Genomic DNA, 23,044 nt, shown 5'->3' on the forward strand with positions numbered 1-23,044 from the left:
TGAGGCTAGGTATGTTCATGTGGCGCAGCTTGCCGGCAATCTGTTCGGGAGACAAACGCTCACGCAGCATATGAACCACCAGTTCGAAGCGCTCGCTCCCCGGCAGCAGCTTTCGGCTCGGTCGACAGACTTGGCGGCGGGCCTTCATCTGCTCCTGGGCCGCGCGGGCCGAGTAGCTGCCACAGACATCTCGATTGCGGCGCAGCTCTCGACTGATGGTCGAAGGAGACCTATTGATCAGGCGAGCAATCCTGCGCAGGCTGAAGCCCTGGGCGTGGCCGATTTGGATGGTGGCGCGTTCTTCAACGCTGAGTTCGGTATATGACATAGGGGCAGCACCGTACCGGAAAGGTCAGGTGTTGCACTCAGTTTTTGCCGCCGCCGAGACTCTCGTAAATCACCTCCGTTTCTTTATCTACTACTCCGGCTTTTACCTCTGATGAATATCCATAGTAAAAGGCAAAAGGAAGGCGCTTCTGAAGGCTCAGATTTTCTACGGCTTTCATCGAATGGCAGGCAGCGACAATAACTGTCAGCTCACCCCCTGTCCGCTGAGTGACGCTATCCAAGCTGTCCAACAACTCATCCCAGCCAATAAACTCCCCGGACGGCGTTCCAAGACCCTTCTCGGAGTGGCCGTGAGCATCAATGAATATGATTGGTCGAATGCCAAGCTCACACGCGCCTGTGATTTCCTCGAAGCATTCTGCAAATTTGGTTGCAGAGCCCGCCTCGAATCGATGGGCGAAATTCTTGTTGTATTCAAATCGCTCAGGATCGCGCGCGAGAAGCAAATCGTGCAGTTCTCTCAGTCGAGAGAGACCGGTTTGCAGATCCCGCTCGCTTAAACAGTCGATGATGAAAATGGCGTTTCCGGGCGAGAACGCGCTGCGTCTGAGGGTAAATTTCGTCGGATCCATGAATCGCCCCTAGTTGTGTGGACATTCTTTGGCCTCGTAGCGGCGGGGGCTACATGAGCATACGCCCTTGCCTTGCGAAGTAGTCAACTTGTGGCTGCCTTTGGCCGGTTAGCGGCCACTGCTCTGGCTAGCCATGCTTGTCCTTCCACACGTGGAGGACTTGCCATGAACATCATTGCTACCTGCAGCCGTCAGCCCTGGAACAAAGGAAAATTGGTCGGGCAGAAAACCCCGCTCCGACAGAGAGATATCTGGGCCATCCGAGTAAGGCTTCAAATTGCAGAACGAACCCGGGATCTGGCTCTGTTCGATCTGGCCATCGACAGCAAGCTTCGAGCCTGCGACTTAACCAAGCTCCGTGTGTGCGACGTTGCTCATGGCGAGCATGTGTCATCACGAGCAATGGTTATGCAGCAGAAAACGAAGCGACCAGTGCAGTTCGAGATTACTGAGCAAACACGGTCTGCTCTCGCAGCCTGGATACACCAAGCACAACTCCGTAGCCAGGACTGCCTTTTCCCGAGCAGGCTGCATACCTCAGATCATCTATCCACTCGTCAATATGCTCGTATCGTCAAAGGCTGGGTAAAAGCCATTGGCCTTGATCCAGCCATGTATGGCACTCACACAATGAGACGTACGAAGGCATCGCTGATCTATCGCAGGACGAAGAACCTACGGGCGGTTCAACTTCTGCTCGGCCATACGAAGCTGGAGAGCACCGTTCGATATCTTGGGATTGAGGTCGATGACGCTCTGGAAATGGCGGAGCAGACCGAAGTCTGACCATATATTGCGACGGTCGAAGTCAGGCCGTCGCTAACCGGCCAGAAGCGGCCAGCGAGTTCCAATGCCTTCGTACAAACCCACACTAACCGCTGCGGGCCTTATCTCCGCCCTCCAAACTATCCACAGTATTTATCACGAACGCGCTGCGTAAGGTCAAAGAGTTTTCCCTTCCTTCGGTCATCATTTCCATCTTGTCAGGATCAGTCCAAGTCTGGACCACCCCAGGCCGCTTAAAAATATTGGCAGGTAGAGGGTGCTTGGCGTATGGGTTGTGATAAATGCGCAAGCCGTCGATGATCGTTTCTCCAACTTCCCCAAAGCTGGCTGTTCGATGCGAGATTCCCTGGTCTGTTTCCCATTGTGTGCTAACAACCATCATCGGGTTCCCTGACAATGCATCGACCTTTCCCCAAGTGGCAACATTGCTAAAAACAACAGCACTGACATGGGAAAATCGCTCACAATTAAAAAACCCAAGTTCAATTTCTGAGCCGTTTTCCTTTGTGACACTGCCAAGGCTTTTACTTTCCAGCCCACCAGGAAACCGCTCTGGATTAGCCAGATATTCTTGTTCGTCGACATAATAGTCATAAAGCAACGCTTCGATGGGACGGTAGACTTGGAGGTTGAACCAGGGTTGCTCGAATGGCGCGATCGCAAGCAGGAAAGGCTTGCCCTTTACGTGCTCAAGCTTTGAATACTTGTCGATGTAATGTGTTGCCTTGTTCATAAAAGCGTTGGCCAGGCGGATGATTGCGACCCGGTTGATCTCGTTCAGATCAATCTCCTCGCGAGTTGGAGGTACCAGAGACTTTGACCACTCAGGAACTGATCCTTGAGCCGCGTTTGCCGTGGTAGCCTCTAGGACGAATTCGGTTTGTTCCACTGACAGGATGAAGTCAGGCGCATAGTGCTTCCAATTAAACTCTGCACCGAGTTCACGTAACGCAGCATGAAGGTAGATTTCCCAGAAGCTTGAGTTAAACGTAGTCTGAAATTCTTGTATGAATTTCCCGTCACGATCTGGAAACCCTTCCAACCACGCTTCCAATACTTTGCGGGCATAGCCGTTGCTCGGCCGATCACCACTGATGACTTTGAAGTGTTGATGAAGTTTATCTTCAGTGACTAGCGGCGTGAACAGATCCATCTGGGTTCCTTTCTCAAGGCGTTTTTGGTGTTTTACCGAGCACTGCTTAGAGGCGCGGTCAAGGAGCGCCGCTCATGGGCAAGTGGGGTGGAAGTATATTTTCCATACGCCAATGTCCGCTACTGGCCGATTCTGTTGAAAAACTAAGTTCTGCGGCAGCCAGCTGGTCAGCGGTGCCTACTATCGAAGTGACTGGAAGCCACTTCAAGTTGCCTTTCGGCGTTTCACTGAGCTTCCTTGCCTGGGTCTGAGGGTTAATTCGAGGGTTTCTGCTCGCCGCAGGCGCACCTATCCCGTGAGTGGTGGCCCTTGAGGCAAAAGCTTGGCCATGCGGCGCAGGTTCTGCACCGTCGCAGCCAAGGTGAATTCGTCAGCGGCACCTGTCAGGCCACGCAATCGTAAACGATCGAGTTTCATGATCCGTTTGAGGTGGGCGAAAAGCACCTCCACCTTCTTCCGTTCGCAACGAGAGACGAGGTATTCCGGTGTCTTGGCGATGCGTCGCGCCACGTCACGGGCAGCTTCATGGATGCTGCGGACGATCTTCCGATTCGGTGTGTTAGGGCAGCACTTCGCTTTCAGCGGACATGTGGCGCAGTCGGTTTGACTGGAGCGGTAGATGATGGTGTTGGCCTTGGTCACCCGCGATCTTTTCTGGGTGAAGGCGCGCCATTCACTGCGTAGCGGTTTGCCGGTTGGGCAGTGGTATTCATTGGCCTCCGGATTCCAGTGGAAATCGTTACTGGAGAGGCTGTCGTCTTTGCGCTCGGTCTTGTCCCAGACTGGGACATGCGGGTCGATGTTCTTTTCTTCGACCATCCAGGCCAGCATCGGGGCAGTGCCATAGGCGGTATCACCAATGAGGCGCTCTGGCGTGAGGTCGAACTGCGCTTCAACGCGATCAACCATCGTCCTGGTCGAATCGACCTCGGCAGTACGATGCGCTGGAGTTGCTTCCACATCCATGATCACGCCATGCTCAGTATCGATCAGGTAATTCGTGGAGTAGGCAAAGAAGGCCGGGCCGCCTGGCGCAGCAGTCCAACGGGACAGCGGATCGGTGAGCGAGATTTTCTTGGGAAGAGCCTCAGCAAGCGCCTCTTCATCAAGGGCTTCAAGATACTCGCGCACCGCGCGGCTGCTGAGCGCGGGATCACGCCAGTCGACTTCATCTCCCGTCACTCCACGTTGCCGGCTGGCATCCGCCTTGATGATGCTGGCGTCCACAGCGAAGCCTTCGCCTTTGACCAGGCCAGCCGCCATGCAGCGGCGCAGCACCTCATTGAACAACCAACGGAACAGACCGCTGTCACGGAAACGGCCGTGGCGATTCTTCGAGAAGGTCGAGTGATTGGGTACTTCGTCTTCCAGACCCAGCCGGCAGAACCAACGATAGGCCAGATTTAAGTGCACCTCTTCGCACAGCCGTCGTTCGGAACGGATGCCGTAGCAGTAGCCAACGACCAGCATCCGCACCATCAACTCCGGGTCGATCGAGGGGCGTCCGATGGAACTGTAGAAATCCGCAAGGTAGCTGCGCAGGTCACTCAGATCCAGGCACTGGTCGATACTGCGCAAGAGGTGTTGGGCTGGGACATGGTCTTCCAGATTGAACGAGTAAAACAGGCGCTGCTGTCCACCCGGTAGCTGTCCCATCATGCTGTTCGCCCCCGCGCTCACCGACAGAGTGATTCTGCCGCCGGCACGGGGAAATCGCTACTTTTTCAACAGAATCGGCCAGAAGCGGACATTCACAGTGACTGAGGAATGAGGGGCGGGTCACTTTTGCTCGGATAACCTAACGTTGGAATTCAGCGGCTGCCGTAGGCAGTCCGCTGGAATGACTTGTTAGGCAACAACTCCACTGCCTATGGGTTTATAGCGGATTTACTTAGGTTGGTACTCCAATGATGAATGGTGAAGGTTAATGCGCAAATTTCCCGCATCGTCTTTAACGTAACCCCACGTTTTGTCAACGGTAGTCACTTTCCCATTTTTATCTGTGAAGTGAACTTTCCCCATAGTAATTGCGCTATTGCCATCAAGAAAAATAGCAGAAGTGACAGGCTCACATTTTCTCCAGCCTTTTAGAGCAAAACCTGTGTCGGCAGGGAAGGATGGGTCACCGCCAACGAAATAAGATAGCGCACCGGCACGTGTGGGGCGAAATGTTTGAGGGTTCACCGTGAGCGTAGGCTTAAAGAGTACTGCGCCCATTTGGTAGGCGTAAGCGGAATCTATGACTTTCTCGGCCAATGCTCTCGCTGCTACTTTTCCATCCTTTTCGTATGCGGCGTTGATATCAAGAAGAGCAGCACACCATGCTTGCTGAGCTGTTAATGCTTCCTTCTCTGTTACTGCCTGATTTACAACGATGGGCTCGTTTGCGTTCGCAATATTTGAGGTAAGTGCGACTAATGCTGTTAATGCTACAAGTTTGACTTTCATAGTTGGGAGACCCCTGGGTTGAAAGAATTGGATTGTTGCGTGTTTGACTGTGCCTAACGCCGCAATCACCCGCTTGTCGGGTGCATTGCTTTGTTATGCGCTTTCTCTGCAAGTGCGTTGATCGCACATTCATCTAACCGGGCACGCCGTACCTCTTCGAATATCCGAGCGCCCGAGCGCTCGTAGAAGCTCCTTCCTCGATCATTGTCGGTAGCCACGATCCAGTCAATACGCCCGCAGCCAGTATTCTGAGCGAGGATACACAGCTCTGAGAGTAGAGCTTCGCCCACACCGCTTCCCCGGAACTGCGGATAGACAAACAGATCGTCTAGCCAGATGCCAGGCTTGGCAATGAACGTGGAATAGATACTGTAGTACGTCGCGATACCCACGGCCTCGCCTGACTTCATGGCCAAGAGCGCAAACGCCTTGGGTTGTTCGGAGAAGAAAGCTTCCTCAATGTCAGCTTCCGTAGATTGAAGCGAATTCAAACACCCATCGAATTCCGCTTTTCCTCGAACAAGGTCGAGTATCGCAGGAACGTCCGCTTTTTCTGCCTTCCTGATTTCAATAATAAGAGTACCCTCTCTATGGATGCGCATAACGCCGCCAACACGCGCAGCTTTGTAGTGAAGGCGAAGCCGCAACCGAAATGGTGTCGCTATGCTTGGATTGGTTAGTGGCAGACGCCCGTGACGTTGGCTCTTGCCCAAAGCAGGCTCCCATGAAGCGTTGGCCGCCTACATTCTCTGCGGAGTGGTTGCCTCTCTAGTTCAGGCAACCAGCAGGTGACGTCTAACCGCGTGCTGTGCATCAGTCTTTCATATTCTTCCACGCGAATACCGAGGCCAAAATAATGATACCGATGGCAGCACCAAAGTATAACGTAGCGATCGTAGCGCCAATCTCTACCGCCTGCTCAAGGAACAGAACCACCAGTAGCACAACAGCCACTTGGCTTACTGTTATCTTCAAATCATGGAAGCTCTTAATGTCCAGAGGGTTTTGGGATTCTCTGTCATCATCAGACACCGGACGGATGAACAGACGATACAGGTTAACCGCCATGATCTGAAAAGTAATAGCGATCAGCAGGAGATCCAACAGCTTCAGGAGGCGAACCGCGAGGCTCTTGCCGTCGTCAGCAGAGACAGGTATATCACGTACTACATCCAGTGCGGTATTCCAGATTATGTTAACCGAGGCACCATACAAGAGCAAAGATGACACCGCACAGATAACGACTGCCACCCACACCATAAACCGACTACTTCTGAAAACTCTCTCGATCATAATTTCTCCGGGCCGCGTCACAACGTCAGTTACAGACTCACAATTTTCTCTTAGTCGGTTTCACCGGACCATCTACTATCTCGTTAATCAACCTCTAGATTGTGCTTTCTACGGCGTTAGCCGAACACTGGAGCTGTCGGATTACTGCTGGATTACTTCAAACGTTCGTGACCCTGACATGACCTGGAGAAAAGCCACTAACAGTGATTAGACCGAACGCTCGACTAATACGCAGCCTAACATTTCGCTAACAATGTTGACTTTTCTCTTGCGGATCAGTGTTTTATGCATCTTTCACTCCCTTCTGCTGCGACGTTATATCGAACGCGGTATAAGCCAGGGCGGCCGAATGCGGCATAAGCCCGCGCTTCACAGCATGTCGCCAAAGCTAGCAGGAATGAATGCTTGTGTGAGATAAGCAAGGCATCCATGCCGCCGAAGATGGGACTGCGCGTGAGCAGTTGTTTCCATAATGCTTTTTCTGCTGTTGATTGCCAAGAAATTAGTGGCCGCTTCTGGCCGGTTAGCGACCATTGCTCCGGCCAACCATCCTTGTCCTCCCACACCAGGAGGACTTGCCATGAACACCATTGCTACCTACAGCCATCAGCCCTGGAACAAAGGAAAATTAGTCGGACAGAAGGCCCCGCTCCGCCTGAGAGATATCTGGGCAATCCGGGTGAGGCTGCAAATCGCCGAGAGAAGTCGAGATCTAGCGCTCTTCGATTTAGCCATCGACAGCAAGCTGCGAGCCTGCGATTTAACCAAGCTCCGTGTGCGCGACGTTGCCCATGGCGAAAACCTGTCATCACGAGCCATGGTGATGCAGCAGAAAACGCAGCGGCCAGTGCAGTTCGAGATCACTGAGCAAACACGGTCTGCTCTCGCGGCCTGGATACATCAAGCCCAGCTCCGCAGCGAGGACTGCCTTTTTCCGAGCCGGCTGCATACCTCTGACCATCTCTCCACTCGTCAATACGCCCGTATCGTCAAAGGCTGGGTGAAAGCCATTGGCCTTGATCCAGCCATGTATGGCACTCACACAATGAGACGTACGAAGGCATCACTGATCTATCGCAGGACGAAGAACCTGCGTGCGGTTCAATTGCTGCTCGGCCATACGAAGCTTGAGAGCACTGTCCGATACCTCGGGATTGAGGTCGATGACGCCTTGGAAATGGCGGAGCAGACCGAGGTTTGACCATGTATAGCGACGGTCGAAGTCAGACCGTCGCTAACCGGCCATAAGCTGCCGCACACAGAAAAGCCCACATTCCTAGCGGACACCCAGAAGCCGCCTCAGCCCCAACTCTGAGGTGCGAAGTGATGGCTTTAAGCGCTGCGTAGCAACCGACGGACATCCTTGGACGGCGGTGAGCCAAAATGGCGGCCATACTCGCGACTGAACTGCGAGGGGCTCTCGTAGCCGACGCGGTAACACGCGCTCGATACGTCCAGCCCTTCGTTGATCATCAGCCGGCGCGCCTCCTGCAGGCGCAGTTGTTTCTGATACTGCAGCGGGTTATCGCTGTGACCGCCTTGAAGCGGTGATGCAACGTCGAGTTACCGAGGTTGGCGACGCGGGTACGCCCGCGAGACGAGAGAAGCCCGGCCAGGAAGCCGGGCTCTGGCTTCACCTGCGGTAGAGCACCATGCCGGCGTGGTAGAGCACGCCGTCTCGAAACTCCCCGTCTGCGGTAAAGCCCGTGTCGTCCCAGTAGCGGATGTAGTCGCCCTCCACTTCATAGCGCCCCTGATAGGAACTCTTGCGGTTTCCACGCGCCTCATCGTAGCGCCCATTAGGTAGCAACTCGTGGCGGATGTATCCGTCAGCGGTAATCCACATGCCGGCATAGGGGTGACTACCTGCCGTGGGTTGTGTACTTTGCATATCGCGTTTCCATCTACCGGACAATCAGCCGAGGCGGCCGATTGCGGTGCGGTCTGAGCCGTTTTCGGCGACTCGAAAGCCGGGGGTGCGGTCGGAGCCGTCCTCGGCGATGCGAAAACCTGGAGTACGTTCTGCCCCGTTTTCAGCGACGGTCAAACCGACCGGGAATAGGCTCGCTGCGGAGACAATAAAGGCGCTCAGGGCGGTAGTGATCAACAATTGGCTGAAGCTTTTCATGGTGATGTCCTCACAAGTCGAACAGCGGATTCGGATGGCCTGTCCGGGCCGTTTGGTGTCATCCGTTTCGTGAGTCCAGATTAGGGAGAGTGGCCGCTTGGCCGTTATGTCGAACGTGTCGCGGGTTTGCCTGATCCTGTATGGCGTTGCCGACGTCCCTGTCTACTCACGTGATTACTTGCCCCACTCGGGGCCGCCATCGGTTGCCGTCTGCCCACCGTCAACGGCCAGCGTCGCGCCAGTGATGAACGCCGCCCGGTCGCTGGCCAGGAAAAAGATGGCATCGGCCACCTCGTCGACCGTGCCTGCGCGACGCAGCGGGATGCGCTCCCAGGCTTTGGCCAGCAGCGCCTCGTCGTCCATGATCGCCTCGGTCATCTCGGTGATGGTCAGACCCGGGCAGACGGTGTTGGCGCGCACGCCGTCGCGACCGTAGTCGCAGGCGATGCTGCGGGTAAGGTTCGCGACCGCAGCCTTGGCGGCGCAGTAGGCTGCATGGGTCCAGCCGCCGCCTAGCGACGACACCGAACCCACGTTGACGATCGAACCGCGTGTCTTCTTCAGCTGTGGCATGACCGCGCGCGCCAGGAAGAACACGCTGTCCAGGTCCGCGCCCATGCAGGCTCGCCAGTCCTGGTCCGAGGTTTCTTCCAAAGTGCCAACCAGGTTCATGCCGGCGGCGTTGACCAGCGTGTCGAGGCGTCCAAAACGCTCGACCGTAAGGCGAACCAGTTCATCGCAGTCGTCGCGCTGAGAAACATCTGCTGCGTGAGCCAGCACGCGGTCCGCCGGCAGGTCGGCCACGAAGGTGTTTAGCCGTGTCCGGTTGCGCCCGGCCACAACGACCGATCCGCCTTCGCCCAGGAACCGGCGCGCTGCAGCTGCACCGATGCCGGAACCACCGCCGGTGATAAGGGCAACCTTGTTCCGATAGTCAGACATGATGTGATCCTCCAAATCTATTCGGCTGGTCGGCAGCCCGCGCGGCGAGCCGCCGGGACGTTATCAAACCTGTGGTTTTGGAAAATCGGCGCTGCGAGCGGTGGCTTCCCAGGCGCTGAACTCCGCGCGCATGGCCGAGAGCTTGGCCATTGCCACATCGAAGGCCCTGTTGCCCAGCAGCAGGCGTTGCGGTGGCTGAGCCGTGGTAACCGCGTGGTGAATCGCTGCGGCGGCACGGGCCGGATCGCCCTCCTGTTTGCCGACCGAGGCGTGATAGGCACGGCGCGCCTCACCGGCGGTGGCATCGTAATCCTCGATCGGCTCCGGCACTTCGGCCGCCGAGCCTGCCCACTCGGTGCGAAATGCGCTGGGTTCCACAGTCATGACGCTGATACCTAAGGGCTCCAGCTCGGCGCGCAGGGTTTCCGACAGCCCCTCGACGGCGAACTTGCTCGCGCAGTAGTAGCCCACCGCGGGGTAGCCGGCGAGGCCGCCGATGGAGGTCAGGTTGACGATCATGCCCCGACGCCGCTTGCGCATCCCGGGTAGCACCGCGTGGATCATATGGGCGGTTCCGAAGAAGTTGACTTCGAACAGTCGGCGCGCCGCCTGCGGGTCAGTCTCCTCGACCGCGGCGAAGTAACCGATGCCGGCATTGTTGACCAGTACATCCACCGAGCCGAATGCGCGCTCGGCTTCAGCCACCACGGCCTTGGCCTGCTCGGCATCGGTGACGTCCAGTGGCAGCACCAACGCCTGGCCGAGCGTGGCGAGATCCTGCACCTGTTCGGTCTTACGCGCGGTGACGACGACGCGCTCGCCCTGCTCAAGCAGATGGGCTGCGATGTGGCGGCCGAAACCGGTGGAACAGCCGGTTACTAGCCAGGTGGTCTGCGTGCTCATGGGAAAGGTCCTCCTGCAAGTAGTCAGGTTCAGCGCTCAGCCGCTTCGGAGCGGCGCTCAAACGTGCGGATCTCGGGGGCCTCGCTGCAGAGCGCATCGACTTCGCTCATGAAGGCCTGCACATAGGGCATCTGCATATGTCCGTCGAAGTCCGTTGGCGAGCGCCAGTCTTCGTAAACGAACCAGCCCTCGGCCGAGTCGCTCGATTGGTAGATGTCGTAGCGGACGCAGCCAGGCTCCTGCCGGGTGGGACCGACCAGCGCCAACAGGCGCTGGCCGAGGGCATCGTTTTGCCCACGGCGGGGGGTGAAGAAAGCAATCTTGGTGACCATGGTCATGAGGAGTTCTCCTGTATGCGTGATGAGTCGATCAACCTGCAGTGACGGTCATGCCGCCGTCGGCCATGACAACCGAGCCGACCATGAAGCTCGCGCGTTCCGAGGCGAGAAACGCGACGATTTCAGCAATTTCTTCCGGCTGTGCGGCACGGCCGATGGGTGCGGCTTCGCCGTGCTGGGCAAGAAAGCCTGGACCGTCGTCGACCACGTCATTGAGGATGTTGGTGACCACGTCGCCGACGCCGATGGCATTGACGCGGATGCCGTGCTCGATGGCTTCGAGCGCGAGCGTGCGGGTCAGCTGGGCCAGCGCACCCTTGGAAGCGGTGTAGGCCGCGATGGTCGGAAAGGCGAAGTAGGAGGCATAGGACGCGATATTGACGATGGCCCCGCACTTGTTGGGCATCATTGCCTTGACCGCCTCGCGGCAATGCAGGAATGCCGCGGTAGCGTTAACCGCCTGGATACGCTCCCAGTCTTGGCGTGTCATGTCGACGACCAGCTTGTTGATGATGATCCCAGCGTTGTTGACCAGGATATCCAGCCGGCCGAACCGCTCGACAGCAAGCCCGACTGCGCGCTCGGCGGCGCCGTCTTCGCTGATGTCCGCCACCAGCGGGACCAGTCCGGGACGTGCAAGTTCTTCTACGGCGGGGTTCAGGTCTTCAGCAACCACCTTGGCGCCACGTGCATGCAGCAACAGTGCAATCGCCTTGCCGATGCCACTGGCGGCGCCGGTAACCAGCGCGACTTTGCCTTCGACTTCTTGCGAGACGGTGTTGTTGATATTAATCATGCTGTTTTCCTCCAGAGTCGAGGCCAGGCGAAACATTCGCCGGCCTGCACCCGTCGGGTGCCGTCGTTGATGACGGCTCTACTGTCTCGCAGATGGTCGAGCGCGGCCTTCGGGCGCTTGCCTAGGCTGTCGGGTTTTTGCGCTGAAGTGGTCTGGCTCTAGTACTGCTGGAATAGCTGACGGCGGTTTGATCGATATAAGCGGCTCGCTAGCAAGCTCAATGGCCGAGACGATCTCCGAGCTTCGGCTAAGGCAGCTTTTGCATTCCAGCGCCCGAGCGATGCCACCCGCCGATTCGTCAGCGAAACCCAGTAACGACATGCCATTGGTGAACAACGCCGCAGCGGCAACCACATAAAAACGATACGAATTGATCATGATGACGGGTGTCCTCGGGCCTGAAATTTGCAAACGCAGCTTTGTGCTACGGAGCTGTAATCACTTGAAGCGCCATCGCGCCCCGGTGCTGGGTAGCGGTATGTATTCGTCATCGCCCGGCACGTCGGGAAAGCGGCGCGCGCGCCAATCCTCGGCCGCCTGGAGAAGGCGGTCCTGCCGACTGGAGACGAAGTTCCAGTAGATGTGCCGCGGTCCGTCCAGCGGCTCGCCACCGAGCAACAGGAGCCGTGCAGGCCCGATGGCGCGCAGCACCACTTCGCTGTCCGGGCGCAGCACAACCAGGCGATCGGCACCGAAGCGCCCGGGCTGCCCAACCACCTCGACCTCACCACTGACGACATAAAGGGCGCGCTCGATATGCTCGGCGGACAGGCGATAACGCGCGCCGGCTTGCAGCTGAAGGTCCGCATAGAACAAATCGGAGAGCGTCTGTGTTGGAGATGTGAGGCCGTCCAGCGAGCCGGCCAGCAGACTTAGCGACACACCGTCGCTTTCGATGTGCGGTATGCGCTCGGCCAGCAGGTGCTGAAAGCCGGGCTCGGTCTCCTCATGCGACTCGGGCAGCGCAATCCAGGCCTGGAAACCCATGAGCTCGCCGCCGCTGGCCCGGACCGGATCGCTGGAACGCTCCGAATGAACGATGCCGCGCCCGGCCGTCATCAGGTTGATTTCCCCGGCTCGCAGCTGCTGGACATGCCCAGCGCTGTCGCGGTGGAGCATTTCGCCTTGCAGCAGGTAGCTGACGGTCGACAGGCCGATATGCGGATGCGGCCGAGTGTCGATCCCTTCGCCCGGTCCGAAGACCACCGGCCCGAAGCTATCGAGGAAGATGAACGGCCCAACCATGCGCCGCTGCGCCGACGGCAACGCCCGGCGCACGTCGAACCCGCCGATGTCACGCACGTTGGGGACGATGATCTGTTCGATAGTTCCGGAGGGTGAGGTCTGGGTCATGGCGGGTTTCCTGAGTGAGTGAAGATGAGGTCACTCTAGGCCCGCTGGCTTATCTGCAAAACCCGGATAATATGCATCGAAACGTTCGAGGGATTAGAAATGATTTCAGACCCAGGCACTCCGACGCTTGATCAACTGCGCGTATTTCTCACCGTGGTGGACGTCGGCAGTTTCGCTGGTGCAGCGCGCAAACTGCACCGCGCCACGTCGGTCGTGAGCTACTCCATTGCCAATCTGGAAATGCAGCTAGGCGTTAGCCTCTTTGATCGCAAGACCACCCGCAAACCACAATTGACCGACGCTGGCCGCACGGTACTGGCCGAAGCTCGCACTATCTACAACGGCATCGACGGGCTGAGAGCCAAGGTCCGGGGGCTATTGCATGGCCTGGAAGCCGAAGTGCATCTGGTGCTCGATGTGATGTTGCCGCGCCAACGGGTGGTCGATGCGCTAAAAGCCTTCCGAGAGGAATTCCCAACCGTTTCGTTGCACCTGCATATCGAGGCCCTCGGCGCAGTGACGCAACGGGTGCTTGATCGCGGAGCGACCTTGGGCGTGAGCGGCCCGCTGACCACCAGCATCGACGGCATCGAACGTATCGGTGTAGGCAAGGTGGCGCTCATTCCAGTGGCCGCGCCCGACCACCCATTGGCGCAACCGGGTCCACACGCGCCGGGTACAGGCCGCGCGCACGTCCAGCTGGTCCTGACCGACCGCTCCCGCCTCACCGAGGCTCAGGAGTTCGCCGTGGTCGGCACACGCACCTGGCGACTGGCGGATCTGGGCGCCAAGCATATGCTGCTTCGCGAAGGCATCGGCTGGGGCAACATGCCAGTCGACATGATTCGCGATGACCTGGCCAGCGGTCGGCTCGTACAGCTCGACCTGCCCGACTGCTTCGGCGGCGACTATATCTTCGATGTCATCTACCGCACCGATACCCCACCCGGCCCGGCAGCGAACTGGCTGATCGAACGGTTCAAGGCGCAGGCAACCGAGGACATTCGACCATTCTAAAAAATCGAACCTAACGCTCGAAATTGGTTGGCTATTTTCGATCGTAGCGTCGTGAGACATTGCCTCCATCGCGGCGACACAGCTGCTGGCATCAACCCAATGGAGACATCTCATGGCTAAGGTTCTGGTTCTTTACTACTCGTCTTACGGACATCTCGAAACAATGGCTAATGCTGTCGCCGACGGCGCGCGAGCCACCGGCGCACAGGTGGACGTCAAGCGCGTCCCGGAGACGGTCCCGGAAGACATCGCCCGCGGTGCCTATTTCAAATTGGACCAGGCCGCACCGGTAGCAACGGTCGCCGAGCTCGAACAGTACGACGCCATCATCGTCGGCACCGGCACCCGCTTCGGCCGCATCAGCAGCCAGATGGCCGCTTTTCTCGATCAGGCCGGCGGGCTCTGGGCGCGCGGTGCGCTCAATGGCAAGGTCGGCGGCGCCTTCACGTCGAGCGCCACCCAACATGGCGGTCAGGAAACCACGCTGTTCTCGATCATCACCAACCTGCTGCACTTCGGCATGACCATCGTCGGGCTGCCGTACAGCCACCAAGGTCAGATGAGCGTTTCAGAAGTGGTAGGCGGCGCACCCTACGGTGCGACCACCATTACCGGTGGCGACGGCTCGCGCCAGCCCAGCGACATCGAGCTGGACGGCGCCCGCCATCAGGGCGAGCTGATCGCCAAAACTGCCATCAAGTTGTTTGGCTGATCGTTCCGGGCTTGCCGCGGCAAGCCCCTCCTTCTCTCCCCCAGATACGAGCACTCACCATGACCGCCGAACAGCTGCTGCGCCTGCATTTCGAAACCTTCGTCGCTGACCCTGAACGCTGGAAGACGCTAATTGCCGACGATCTGGAGTGGGAACTGCCATTTGCGCCCGCCCTCGGCCACCCAGCGCGCCTCGACGGGCGTGATCAGGTGCTTGGCCATGTCGGCTGGTTCATCGGCGCAGTAGAGAACTTCCGTTTCTTCGACATACGCATTCACCCCGGCGCGAACCCGTTGGAAGCCAGCGCTGAAGTGAAAGCCGAGGCTCTGATCAAACCGACCGGGCGCATCTACAAACAGGACTACGTGCTGTTTGTACGCGTCGAGAACGGCAAACTCGCATTTATCCGCGAGTACTTCGACCCGGTCCGGGCTGCCCTTGCCCTCAATGCGCCCATCCCTGCGCTGAGCAGTTGACCTGCCGCGCCACCCTCTCAAAAAGCTGGCGCCGCTGCGTTACCCTAGCGACACCTGCCCTCGCCAGAGGGCTCTGTCGAGGGAGCATCCTGTGCGCCAAGCAGATTCCCAAAACCTTGCAGCAAACGATGCTCAGCGCATCACGGGCGAATCGATGCTGCATTACCTGCCAGGTGCGCCGCAGGCCTTGCCGTCGCGCCCGCAGCTGCAGGACGTGGTGGTGTTGCGGTTCAGCCATCGCAGCATCGTCGAGCCGATTCTGGTGCCCGCGGTGGTCGAGCCGCTTCTGGTATGGGTGCTGGCGGGCGCAGCCCGGGTCGAGGAGCGCGCCCTGGGCGGTGAATGGGAGGCGTCAGACGTCAAGGCCGGGGACTTCTTTCTCACCAACACCGGCGAGCCCTACGAGATGCGCTGGCAGACGCAAGGCTGCGACACCTTCGAAGTGATGCATCTGTACCTTGGCCTGCCGCTGATCGATCAGGCCGCGCGCGACGTGTTGGGCAAGCACGCCGGCCCGGTCACCTTTCTCGATGTTTCCGGCGCACGGGATGAACGGGTGAGCGTGATGCTCGAACAGCTGCGCCAAGAGCTCATCGACGAGCGCCAACCCAGCCCCTTATACGCCCACAGCCTGGCCCAGGCGCTGGCCGTGCATCTGGTGCGCCGATACCTCGACCCGAACCGCGGCGCACGCCGCAGTAATGCACTGCAGGCCTACAAGCTGCGCCGCGTCATCGAGGCGATGAACGATGGGCTTGCCGATGATTTCAGTCTGGCGAATCTTGCCCGGATCGCGGAGCTGAGCGAGTACCACTTCAGCCGGATGTTCAAGCGCGCCACCGGGTTGTCACCGTCACAGTACTTCATCCGCTTGCGCATGAGCCGCGCCCGGCATCTGCTGCTGGAGTCGGATGGCAGCATCATCGACATTGGGTTGGAGGTCGGCTACTCGAGCCCAAGCCATTTTTCTCAGGTGTTTCGTCGTGAGGTGGGCGTCACGCCCAGCGCCTATCGCCAGGCGTGACGACTCGCTCATAGGTTCTGTGGTTTGAAGCGCTCGCTCAGGTCGAGCACCCGGCCCGCCACGCGAAAGCGGCCATGCCCCGTGTAATGCAGGGTTTCCGGATTGCTGACGGCCTCGGCAACATGGCCTTTCACCACTTCCCAGATGAACAGGCCATAGGTATCGATCTGGCTCTCATCGGCCAGGCGGCATTCGAAGTTCGCGTAGCATTCTTCAATCAAGGGCGCCTGCACCCGGGTGCCACGCGCCGCAGTCAACCCGCACGCTTTGAATTTATCAACCGAGCGTCCCGATGAATTACCGACCGAGACGACCGCATCGACGAGGTCCGCGGTGGGGACATTGATCACGCATTCGCGGCTGCGGCGGATCAGCTCGTAGCTGTGGTTGCCTTCCCATATATAGCAACCGAACAGCGCTGGGCTGAACTGCATCATCATGTGCCAGCCCATCGTCATGATATTGGTTTCGCCCTGCCAGCATGAGCTGACCAGCACGATCGGGCCGGTCTCCAAGTGACGGCGAGTCTCGGCCAGGGGGAAATCTAACTTGTCGTAGCGGTGCATGGCGGCGTCCTCATGGGTGAAAGATGAGCTCAGCCTCTCTCAGGCACAGGCCGTCGTCTGTCGCGAGCCTGCCGGGGATGTCGCGAAATTGCGAAGGAAATAATGGCTGCTTCAGATCGTTCGAAACGGCTGCGTTTCGTTCGGACAGCGTGCCTGCCGGTGAGTGGGTTCAGGGCGTAAAATAACCGGGGGATTCCGGGTCAGTAATGCACCACGCTGCGGATCGACTTGCCTTCATGCATCAGGTGGAAGGCTTCGTTGATCTCATCGAGGGGCATGGTGTGGGTGACGAACGGCGCGAGGTCGATTTCGCCCTTCATGGCGTCTTCGACCATGCCCGGCAGCTGCGAGCGGCCCTTGACCCCGCCGAAGGCGGTGCCAAGCCAGCGTCGGCCAGTGACCAACTGGAACGGGCGGGTGCTGATCTCCTGTCCGGCGCCAGCCACGCCGATAACGACCGACTGACCCCAGCCGCGATGGGCTGACTCCAGCGCCGCGCGCATCACGTTGACGTTGCCGATGCATTCGAAGGAGTGGTCGACGCCCCAGCCGGTCATCTCGATGATGACCTGCTGGATGGGCTTGTCGAAATCCCTGGGATTGATGCAATCGGTCGCGCCAAAGGTGCGTGCCAGCTCGAACTTGGACGGATTGGTGTCCACGGCGATGATGCGCCCGGCCTTGGCCTGGCGCGCACCCTGAATCACCGCCAGACCGATGCCGCCCAGGCCGAACACTGCGACCGAGTCGCCGGGTTGCACTTTCGCAGTGTTATGCACCGCACCGATGCCGGTGGTGACGCCGCAACCCAGCAGGCAGACGTGTTCCGGATTGGCCTGCGGATTGACTTTCGCCAGCGAAACCTCCGCGACGACGGTGTATTCGCTGAAAGTCGAGCAGCCCATGTAGTGATAGATCGGCTGGCCGTTGTAGGAAAAGCGCGTGGTGCCGTCCGGCATCACGCCCTTGCCCTGGGTGGCGCGCACGGCCACACACAGATTGGTCTTGCCCGACTTGCAGAATAGGCACTCGCCGCATTCGGCGGTGTAGAGCGGGATCACATGGTCGCCCGGCTTGACGCTGGTGACGCCTTCGCCGACCTGGACCACGATACCGGCGCCTTCATGGCCCAGCACGACAGGGAAGAGGCCCTCGGGGTCGTCGCCCGACAGGGTGAAGGCGTCGGTGTGGCAGACGCCGGTATGGGTGATCTTGACCAGAACTTCACCGGCCTTTGGTGGAGCGACGTCGATCTCGACGATTTCAAGCGGTTTGCCTGGCCCGAAGGCGACGGCAGCACGTGACTTCATGCTTTTCTCCTGTAATCGGTGGGCACTTTACGGAGGTGCGGCAGTTGCCGCTCCACCTGGGCGACCAAAGGTTTAGCGTTGCGTTAAAGGCACGTCCAGGGCATCGCCGATGGTATAGAAATGCCCGCCGGCGACATGATGCAAGCTGCGCCAGACCGGGTCGGCATGCTCGTAGCGCCAGCGGCCATCGCTGAACGCCCGCGCGTCCGCCCAGGCGCCGACCACCTCGCCGATGAACAAGTCATAGGTCTCCTGATTGCGCACTTCCGGGATGAGCCGGCACGCCAGCCAGGCCGAAGCTCCGGCCACGAAGGGTTGGTCGAAGCCGTCGAAGCGCAGGAGCTCCACGCCGCAGTTCTGGAGCTTGTCCGGATCCTGATGCAGGCTCCGGGAGCCTACCTCGTGCACCAGCCGCGCTTGCGCGACAGTTGGAATCTGGATGACGAATTCACCGCTGGCCTCAATCAGTTCGCGCGTTCGTGTGATCTTGTCCAGCACCACGGTCAGCCTGGGTGGCGAAAAATCCAACGCACAGGCCCAGGCGGCGGCCATGACGTCGTCGACTCCACTGTGGCGGGCCGACACAAGGACGGTCGGACCATGGGTGATCAGCCGGTAGGCATCGTCCAATGCGACCGACAGGACGTGTTCGGTCATGTCATTCCTCTCTTCAAATATCCACGCCCGGGTCCGGTATGCAGCCGGGCGCGTCCCGGGCGCCGCGTCCGCCAGCGCAGCTGGACGGACAGGGCTTGGGTGATCAGATATCCACCACGACCTTGCCGAAATGGCGGCCGCTCTCCTGGTAGCGGAAAGCCTCAGCAAGCTGCTCCAACGGGAAGCTGCGGTCGATCACCGGGTGGATGCCGGTCTGCTCCAGCGCCGCCACGTACTCCTGCTGCAGGCGCCGGCTGCCGACGATCAGGCCCTGCAGGCGTGCCTGCCTGGCCATCAATACGGCAGTCGGCACCTCGCCGCCTCGGCCGGTCAATACGCCGATCAGCGCGATATGACCGCCCACGCGCACCGCATGAATGGACTGTGCCAGCGTGCCCGGGCCGCCGACTTCCACGACGTGATCGACGCCGCGCCCGCCGGTGATCTCCAGCACCCGCTTGCCCCATTGCGGAGTGCGGCGGTAATTGATGAGGTGGTCGGCGCCGAGCGAGCGCAGACGTTCGAGCTTTTCATCCGACGAGGAGGTGGCAATCACGCTCGCGCCCATCGCTTTTGCGATTTGCAGCGCCGCCACCGAAACCCCGCCGCTACCCAGAACCAGCACGCTCTCGCCGGCCTTGAGCGGGCCGTCGGCCACCAGGGCGCGCCAGGCGGTCAGCCCGGCGGTGGTGATGGTCGCCGCCTCGGCGTGGCTCCAGCCGCGCGGCGCCAGGGTGAAGTCGGCGGCTGCGCGCACCGCGACTTCGGTGGCGTAGCCGTCGATGCCGTCGCCCGGCGTGCCCTGAAAGTTGCCGACCGCGGCGAACGGCAGGCCGTCGGTCCATTGCGGAAAGAAGCCGGAGACGACGTGGTCGCCGGGCTTGAACTCATTCACGCCTTCGCCCACCTCTTCGACGACGCCGGCGGCGTCGGATAGTAGTACCCGTCCGTCGGCGGCGGGGATGCCGCCGTTGGCGACCAGCAGATCGTGGAAGTTGAGCGAGCTGGCGTGCAGCTTCACACGGACCTGACCTGGACCAGGCTGGCCGGGGTCGGGGAGTTCGCGTAGTTCGAGGCAGTCCAGGCCGCCGGGGCTGCGTGTCACGATGGCTTTCATCTGGAATCTCCTGTTGCTTCGCGCGGGCCGCCTCGCCGGGAAGCGGCCCGCAACGGTTAGGCTGTTTCGCCTCAGGCGGCGGCCAGGCTCGCGCTGTCGATCACGAAGCGGTACTTCACGTCGCTCTTGAGCATGCGCTCGTAGGCGTCGTTGATCTGCTGGATGGCGATCATCTCGATCTCGGCGACGATGCCTTTCTCGGCGCAGAAGTCGAGCATCTCCTGGGTCTCGGCGATGCCGCCGATCAGCGAGCCGGCGATGCTGCGGCGCTTGAAGATGAGATTGGCGATGCTCGGCGACGGGTGCGGGTGCTCGGGTACGCCGACCAGGGTCATGGTGCCGTCGAGTTTGAGCAGGCCAGTGAAGGCGTCGAGGTCGTGGCTGGCTGCGACCGTGTTGAGGATGAAGTCGAAACTGTTGGCGTGCGCCGCCATCTCTTCAGCGTTACGCGAGACAATGACTTCGTCGGCGCCCAGTTCCAGCGCAGCGGCGCGCTTGCTCTCGCTGGTGGTGAAGGCCACGGTGTGTGCGCCCAGGGCATGTGCCAGCTTGATGCCCATGTGGCCAAGCCCGCCGATACCCACGATGCCCACTTTCTGGCCAGGACCGACCTTCCAGTGGCGCAACGGTGACCAGGTGGTGACGCCGGCGCACAACAGCGGCGCCACGGCGGCCAGTTGCGCCTCGGGGTGCGAAACCTTCAGGACGAAGTCGTCCTTAACTACGATCTGCTGCGAATAGCCGCCCAGGGTGTGGCCGGGCGCATCATGCGTCGGGCCATTGTAGGTGAAGACCTGGCCGTGCTCGCAATACTGCTCCAGGCCCGCGTCGCAGGCCGGGCAATGATGGCAACTGTCGACCAGGCAGCCGACGCCGACCGTGTCGCCGATCTTGAACTTGGTCACTGCACTGCCGATGGCCGAAACGTGGCCGACGATTTCGTGCCCGGGCACGCAGGGGTACAGCGTGTTGGCCCACTCGTTGCGGGCCTGGTGCAGGTCGGAATGGCAGACGCCGCAGTAGGCGATGTCGATCTTGACGTCGTGCGGCCCCGGCTCGCGGCGAACAATGTCGAGCGCCGCCAGCGGCGTGTCAGCGGCATGGGTGCCATAGGCTTTTACTGTCATGGTGTTTCTCCTCGTAGGCCTACCGTCGCTTAGGCGACGCTGGTGTGCAGGCGCACGTCGACGTTGCCGCGGGTGGCGTTCGAGTACGGGCAGACTTGGTGGGTGGTTTCCACCAGCTTCTGCGCGTCGGCTTCGCTCAGGCCCTGGACTTCCACATACAGGTCGATGTCCAGGCTGTAGCCGCCCTCGGCGTTCTGGCCGATGCCGACCTCGACCGAGGTCTTGGTGGCAGTAGGTGCCAGCTTCAGTTGCTTGGCCGCCACCGGCAGTGCGTTGTCGAAGCAGGCGGCGTAACCCATGGCAAACAGTTGCTCGGGGTTGACGCCAGCCTTGCCGGACCCCGGCATGGCCATATCCAGCGCGAGGCTGCCATCGTCCAGCGTGGTGCGGCCGGAACGGCCGCCGACGGCGGTGGCGCGGGTCTTGTAGAAAATCTTCATGGTATTCAGCTCCGTAGGTTTACGAAGGGCGGTGTGCTCCGCCCAGGAAAAAATCATTCGCTCAGCTGTGCCTCGACCGCTTTCTGCTTGTCGGCATAGGGCGCGCGCAGCGCCAGGCTGGAGGTCCCGTCCGGGCTCTGCATCACCACGGCCTTGGCGTGGCTGAAACGCCGGAACCCATGGATGCCGTGGTAGGCGCCGATGCCGGAAGGGCCGATACCGCCAAACGGCAGATCCTCGATAAAAGCGTGGATCAGCGTGTCGTTGATCACTGCTGCACCCGAGGTGGTGCGTTCGGTGAAGCGCTTTTGACGCGTTGCGTCGCTGCCGAAGTAGTACGCGGCCAGCGGACGCGGATGGGCATTGACGTAGTCGATGGCATGGTCAAGATCCGGGCAGTTCACCAGCGGCAGGACCGGCCCGAAGATTTCTTCCTGCATCACGCGCATCGTATCGTCGGGATCCAGTACAAGCGTCGGTGCCAGCAGGCGGGTCGCAGGATCGGCATCTGCTTCGCCGTCCGGTGCAAGACTGATGACGGTTGCTCCCTTGGCCTGGGCGTCATCGAGCAACACCTGCAGGCGCTGGAAGTGCCGATCGTTGACAACGGCGGTGTAATCGCTGTTGCTTCCCAGATCTGGATAAGTGGCCGCAACGAACGCGCGGGCGTGCTCGATGAACGCCTCGCGTGCGGACGGCGGCAGAAGCACATAATCGGGGGCGATGCAGATCTGCCCGGCGTTGAATGTCTTGGATGTGAGCACCCGCTCGGCCACTATCTTGATGTCGGCGTCCACGTCGACGAGCACGGGCGATTTGCCGCCAAGTTCCAGCGTTACCGGTACAAGGTTCTCGGACGCGGCGCGCATCACAAGACGCCCCACTGCCGTGCTGCCCGTGTAAATGAGATGGTCGAACGGTTGCGCGGTGAAGGCGGCGCCGACTTCGGCGTCTCCGAGCACGACGCCGAATTCGAGCGCATCGAAATAGCGCGGAATCTGCTCGGCCAGCAGATCGGAGGTGCGGGGCGTCAGTTCGGACGGCTTGAGCAGCGCGCGGTTGCCGGCGGCGAACACGCCTGCGAGTGGCCCGAACGAGAGGTTGATCGGGAAGTTCCAGGGGCTGATGATGCCTACTACACCGAGTGGCTGGTATTCCACGCGTGCCTGCACGCCCGGCATACCGGCGTCTTGCGCTTCGGGTCGCATCCAATGTTCGAGTTGCTCGCGCGCGTGGCGCATGCTCTTGATGGGCGCAAGCACATCGGTGGCCAGTGTCTGATAGGGGCTGCGGTGGCCATAATCGGCGCGAATGGCCGATTCCAGCTGCGCGCGGTTATCGGACAACAGGCGTTCGGCGCGAGCGAGCCGATCCCGCCGCTGTTCGGCGTCCGCCGGGCCATCGCTCAGGTGCGCCTGCTTCATCGCCGCGACGACGCCAGGCAGGCGCGTGATCAGATCGGATGTACTCATGAGGGTTTCCTAAGTTCGGTTAACGTTGAACGTCGCCCGTGGACGCGAAACGGCGGCCGGCGGTAC

Annotated in this window: 27 protein-coding genes and 1 pseudogene; 6 read left to right on the forward strand and 22 right to left on the reverse strand. The window is 60.0% G+C overall.

Annotated elements, in window-relative coordinates; all coding sequences use genetic code 11:
* The coding region (locus tag HZR81_RS20340) for a transposase (RefSeq protein ID WP_500129098.1) at positions 1–328 on the reverse strand (328 nt) is incomplete at its 3' end.
* A 37-nt stretch (positions 329–365) separates the two neighbouring features.
* Positions 366–920 (reverse strand): hypothetical protein, encoded by a 555-nt coding sequence (locus HZR81_RS20345; protein WP_500129099.1) that lies wholly within the window; start codon positions 918–920, stop codon positions 366–368.
* A 165-nt stretch (positions 921–1,085) separates the two neighbouring features.
* Here HZR81_RS20345 and HZR81_RS20350 point away from each other — a divergent pair, with 165 nt between their 5' ends.
* Positions 1,086–1,706: a tyrosine-type recombinase/integrase gene (locus HZR81_RS20350; RefSeq protein ID WP_254348397.1), complete on the forward strand. Its 621-nt coding sequence runs from the start codon at positions 1,086–1,088 to the stop codon at positions 1,704–1,706.
* Positions 1,707–1,791: 85 nt separating this feature from the next.
* On the opposite strand, the gene HZR81_RS20355 is transcribed toward HZR81_RS20350, so the two are convergent.
* The 5 genes from HZR81_RS20355 to HZR81_RS20375 form a co-directional block, all read right to left on the reverse strand.
* Positions 1,792–2,859, reverse strand: coding sequence for a hypothetical protein (locus tag HZR81_RS20355; protein WP_254348396.1), 1,068 nt, complete (start codon positions 2,857–2,859; stop codon positions 1,792–1,794).
* 288 nt (positions 2,860–3,147) lie between these two features.
* Positions 3,148–4,518, reverse strand: coding sequence for a transposase (locus HZR81_RS20360; RefSeq protein WP_126189897.1), 1,371 nt, complete (start codon positions 4,516–4,518; stop codon positions 3,148–3,150).
* Between the two features lie 228 nt (positions 4,519–4,746).
* Positions 4,747–5,307 (reverse strand): metal-independent carbonic anhydrase family protein, encoded by a 561-nt coding sequence (locus HZR81_RS20365; RefSeq protein WP_080585066.1) that lies wholly within the window; start codon positions 5,305–5,307, stop codon positions 4,747–4,749.
* 65 nt (positions 5,308–5,372) lie between these two features.
* Complete coding sequence (locus HZR81_RS20370) at positions 5,373–6,020, reverse strand: GNAT family N-acetyltransferase (protein WP_015278138.1); 648 nt, start codon at positions 6,018–6,020, stop codon at positions 5,373–5,375.
* 100 nt (positions 6,021–6,120) lie between these two features.
* Complete coding sequence (locus HZR81_RS20375; protein WP_015278137.1) at positions 6,121–6,600, reverse strand: YqhA family protein; 480 nt, start codon at positions 6,598–6,600, stop codon at positions 6,121–6,123.
* 580 nt (positions 6,601–7,180) lie between these two features.
* On the opposite strand from HZR81_RS20375, the gene HZR81_RS20380 reads away from it, so the two are divergent.
* Positions 7,181–7,801, forward strand: a complete 621-nt coding sequence (locus HZR81_RS20380; RefSeq protein ID WP_015278136.1) for a tyrosine-type recombinase/integrase — start codon at positions 7,181–7,183, stop codon at positions 7,799–7,801.
* 131 nt (positions 7,802–7,932) lie between these two features.
* Here HZR81_RS20380 and HZR81_RS20385 read toward each other — a convergent pair.
* The 8 genes and pseudogenes from HZR81_RS20385 to HZR81_RS20420 all read right to left on the reverse strand — a co-directional run.
* Positions 7,933–8,174, reverse strand: a pseudogene (locus tag HZR81_RS20385) (helix-turn-helix domain-containing protein); the annotation flags it as partial.
* 59 nt (positions 8,175–8,233) lie between these two features.
* Positions 8,234–8,491 carry an Atu4866 domain-containing protein gene (locus tag HZR81_RS20390; RefSeq protein ID WP_399868484.1) on the reverse strand — a complete coding sequence of 86 codons (258 nt, stop codon included), beginning with the start codon at positions 8,489–8,491 and terminating at the stop codon, positions 8,234–8,236.
* Between the two features lie 24 nt (positions 8,492–8,515).
* The gene (locus HZR81_RS20395; RefSeq protein ID WP_399868486.1) at positions 8,516–8,728 is read right to left on the reverse strand and encodes a hypothetical protein; all 213 of its coding nucleotides are present in this window, start codon (positions 8,726–8,728) and stop codon (positions 8,516–8,518) included.
* Between the two features lie 174 nt (positions 8,729–8,902).
* Complete coding sequence (gene budC / locus HZR81_RS20400) at positions 8,903–9,685, reverse strand: meso-2,3-butanediol dehydrogenase (protein WP_399868488.1); 783 nt, start codon at positions 9,683–9,685, stop codon at positions 8,903–8,905.
* A 48-nt stretch (positions 9,686–9,733) separates the two neighbouring features.
* Positions 9,734–10,573 (reverse strand): oxidoreductase, encoded by an 840-nt coding sequence (locus HZR81_RS20405; protein WP_399868490.1) that lies wholly within the window; start codon positions 10,571–10,573, stop codon positions 9,734–9,736.
* A gap of 29 nt (positions 10,574–10,602) precedes the next feature.
* On the reverse strand, positions 10,603–10,911 hold the full coding sequence (locus HZR81_RS20410; protein WP_399868492.1) for a putative quinol monooxygenase: 309 nt from the start codon (positions 10,909–10,911) through the stop codon (positions 10,603–10,605).
* Between the two features lie 31 nt (positions 10,912–10,942).
* The gene (locus HZR81_RS20415) at positions 10,943–11,707 is read right to left on the reverse strand and encodes an SDR family NAD(P)-dependent oxidoreductase (protein WP_399868494.1); all 765 of its coding nucleotides are present in this window, start codon (positions 11,705–11,707) and stop codon (positions 10,943–10,945) included.
* Positions 11,708–12,145: 438 nt separating this feature from the next.
* Entirely contained in the window at positions 12,146–13,060 is a 915-nt protein-coding gene (locus HZR81_RS20420) for a pirin family protein (protein WP_399868496.1), read from the reverse strand.
* 99 nt (positions 13,061–13,159) lie between these two features.
* On the opposite strand from HZR81_RS20420, the gene HZR81_RS20425 reads away from it, so the two are divergent.
* The 4 genes from HZR81_RS20425 to HZR81_RS20440 all read left to right on the forward strand — a co-directional run bounded on the left by HZR81_RS20425 (position 13,160) and on the right by HZR81_RS20440 (position 16,289).
* Positions 13,160–14,077, forward strand: a complete 918-nt coding sequence (locus HZR81_RS20425) for a LysR family transcriptional regulator (protein WP_399868498.1) — start codon at positions 13,160–13,162, stop codon at positions 14,075–14,077.
* 112 nt (positions 14,078–14,189) lie between these two features.
* A complete protein-coding gene (gene wrbA, locus HZR81_RS20430) occupies positions 14,190–14,789 on the forward strand; it encodes an NAD(P)H:quinone oxidoreductase (RefSeq protein ID WP_399868500.1) in 600 nt (199 codons plus the stop codon).
* A gap of 59 nt (positions 14,790–14,848) precedes the next feature.
* Positions 14,849–15,265 carry a nuclear transport factor 2 family protein gene (locus tag HZR81_RS20435; protein WP_399868502.1) on the forward strand — a complete coding sequence of 139 codons (417 nt, stop codon included), beginning with the start codon at positions 14,849–14,851 and terminating at the stop codon, positions 15,263–15,265.
* A 154-nt stretch (positions 15,266–15,419) separates the two neighbouring features.
* Positions 15,420–16,289: a helix-turn-helix domain-containing protein gene (locus tag HZR81_RS20440; protein WP_399868516.1), complete on the forward strand. Its 870-nt coding sequence runs from the start codon at positions 15,420–15,422 to the stop codon at positions 16,287–16,289.
* 8 nt (positions 16,290–16,297) lie between these two features.
* On the opposite strand, the gene HZR81_RS20445 is transcribed toward HZR81_RS20440, so the two are convergent.
* The 7 genes from HZR81_RS20445 to HZR81_RS20475 all read right to left on the reverse strand — a co-directional run bounded on the left by HZR81_RS20445 (position 16,298) and on the right by HZR81_RS20475 (position 22,978).
* Complete coding sequence (locus HZR81_RS20445; protein WP_399868504.1) at positions 16,298–16,855, reverse strand: flavin reductase family protein; 558 nt, start codon at positions 16,853–16,855, stop codon at positions 16,298–16,300.
* Positions 16,856–17,055: 200 nt separating this feature from the next.
* Positions 17,056–18,165 (reverse strand): S-(hydroxymethyl)glutathione dehydrogenase/class III alcohol dehydrogenase, encoded by a 1,110-nt coding sequence (locus HZR81_RS20450; protein WP_058131072.1) that lies wholly within the window; start codon positions 18,163–18,165, stop codon positions 17,056–17,058.
* A gap of 72 nt (positions 18,166–18,237) precedes the next feature.
* Positions 18,238–18,822, reverse strand: a complete 585-nt coding sequence (locus HZR81_RS20455; protein WP_023112350.1) for a flavin reductase family protein — start codon at positions 18,820–18,822, stop codon at positions 18,238–18,240.
* Between the two features lie 103 nt (positions 18,823–18,925).
* The gene (locus tag HZR81_RS20460; RefSeq protein WP_023007052.1) at positions 18,926–19,939 is read right to left on the reverse strand and encodes a zinc-dependent alcohol dehydrogenase family protein; all 1,014 of its coding nucleotides are present in this window, start codon (positions 19,937–19,939) and stop codon (positions 18,926–18,928) included.
* 71 nt (positions 19,940–20,010) lie between these two features.
* On the reverse strand, positions 20,011–21,066 hold the full coding sequence (locus HZR81_RS20465) for an NAD(P)-dependent alcohol dehydrogenase (protein ID WP_023102505.1): 1,056 nt from the start codon (positions 21,064–21,066) through the stop codon (positions 20,011–20,013).
* Between the two features lie 29 nt (positions 21,067–21,095).
* The gene (locus HZR81_RS20470; RefSeq protein ID WP_023007050.1) at positions 21,096–21,506 is read right to left on the reverse strand and encodes an organic hydroperoxide resistance protein; all 411 of its coding nucleotides are present in this window, start codon (positions 21,504–21,506) and stop codon (positions 21,096–21,098) included.
* Positions 21,507–21,559: 53 nt separating this feature from the next.
* A complete protein-coding gene (locus HZR81_RS20475) occupies positions 21,560–22,978 on the reverse strand; it encodes a coniferyl aldehyde dehydrogenase (protein ID WP_500129101.1) in 1,419 nt (472 codons plus the stop codon).
* Between the last annotated feature and the right edge of the window lie 66 nt (positions 22,979–23,044).

This window comes from Pseudomonas sp. LM13 (assembly GCF_041381355.1).
In the GTDB taxonomy this organism is placed as follows: Bacteria; Pseudomonadota; Gammaproteobacteria; order Pseudomonadales; family Pseudomonadaceae; genus Stutzerimonas; species Stutzerimonas frequens.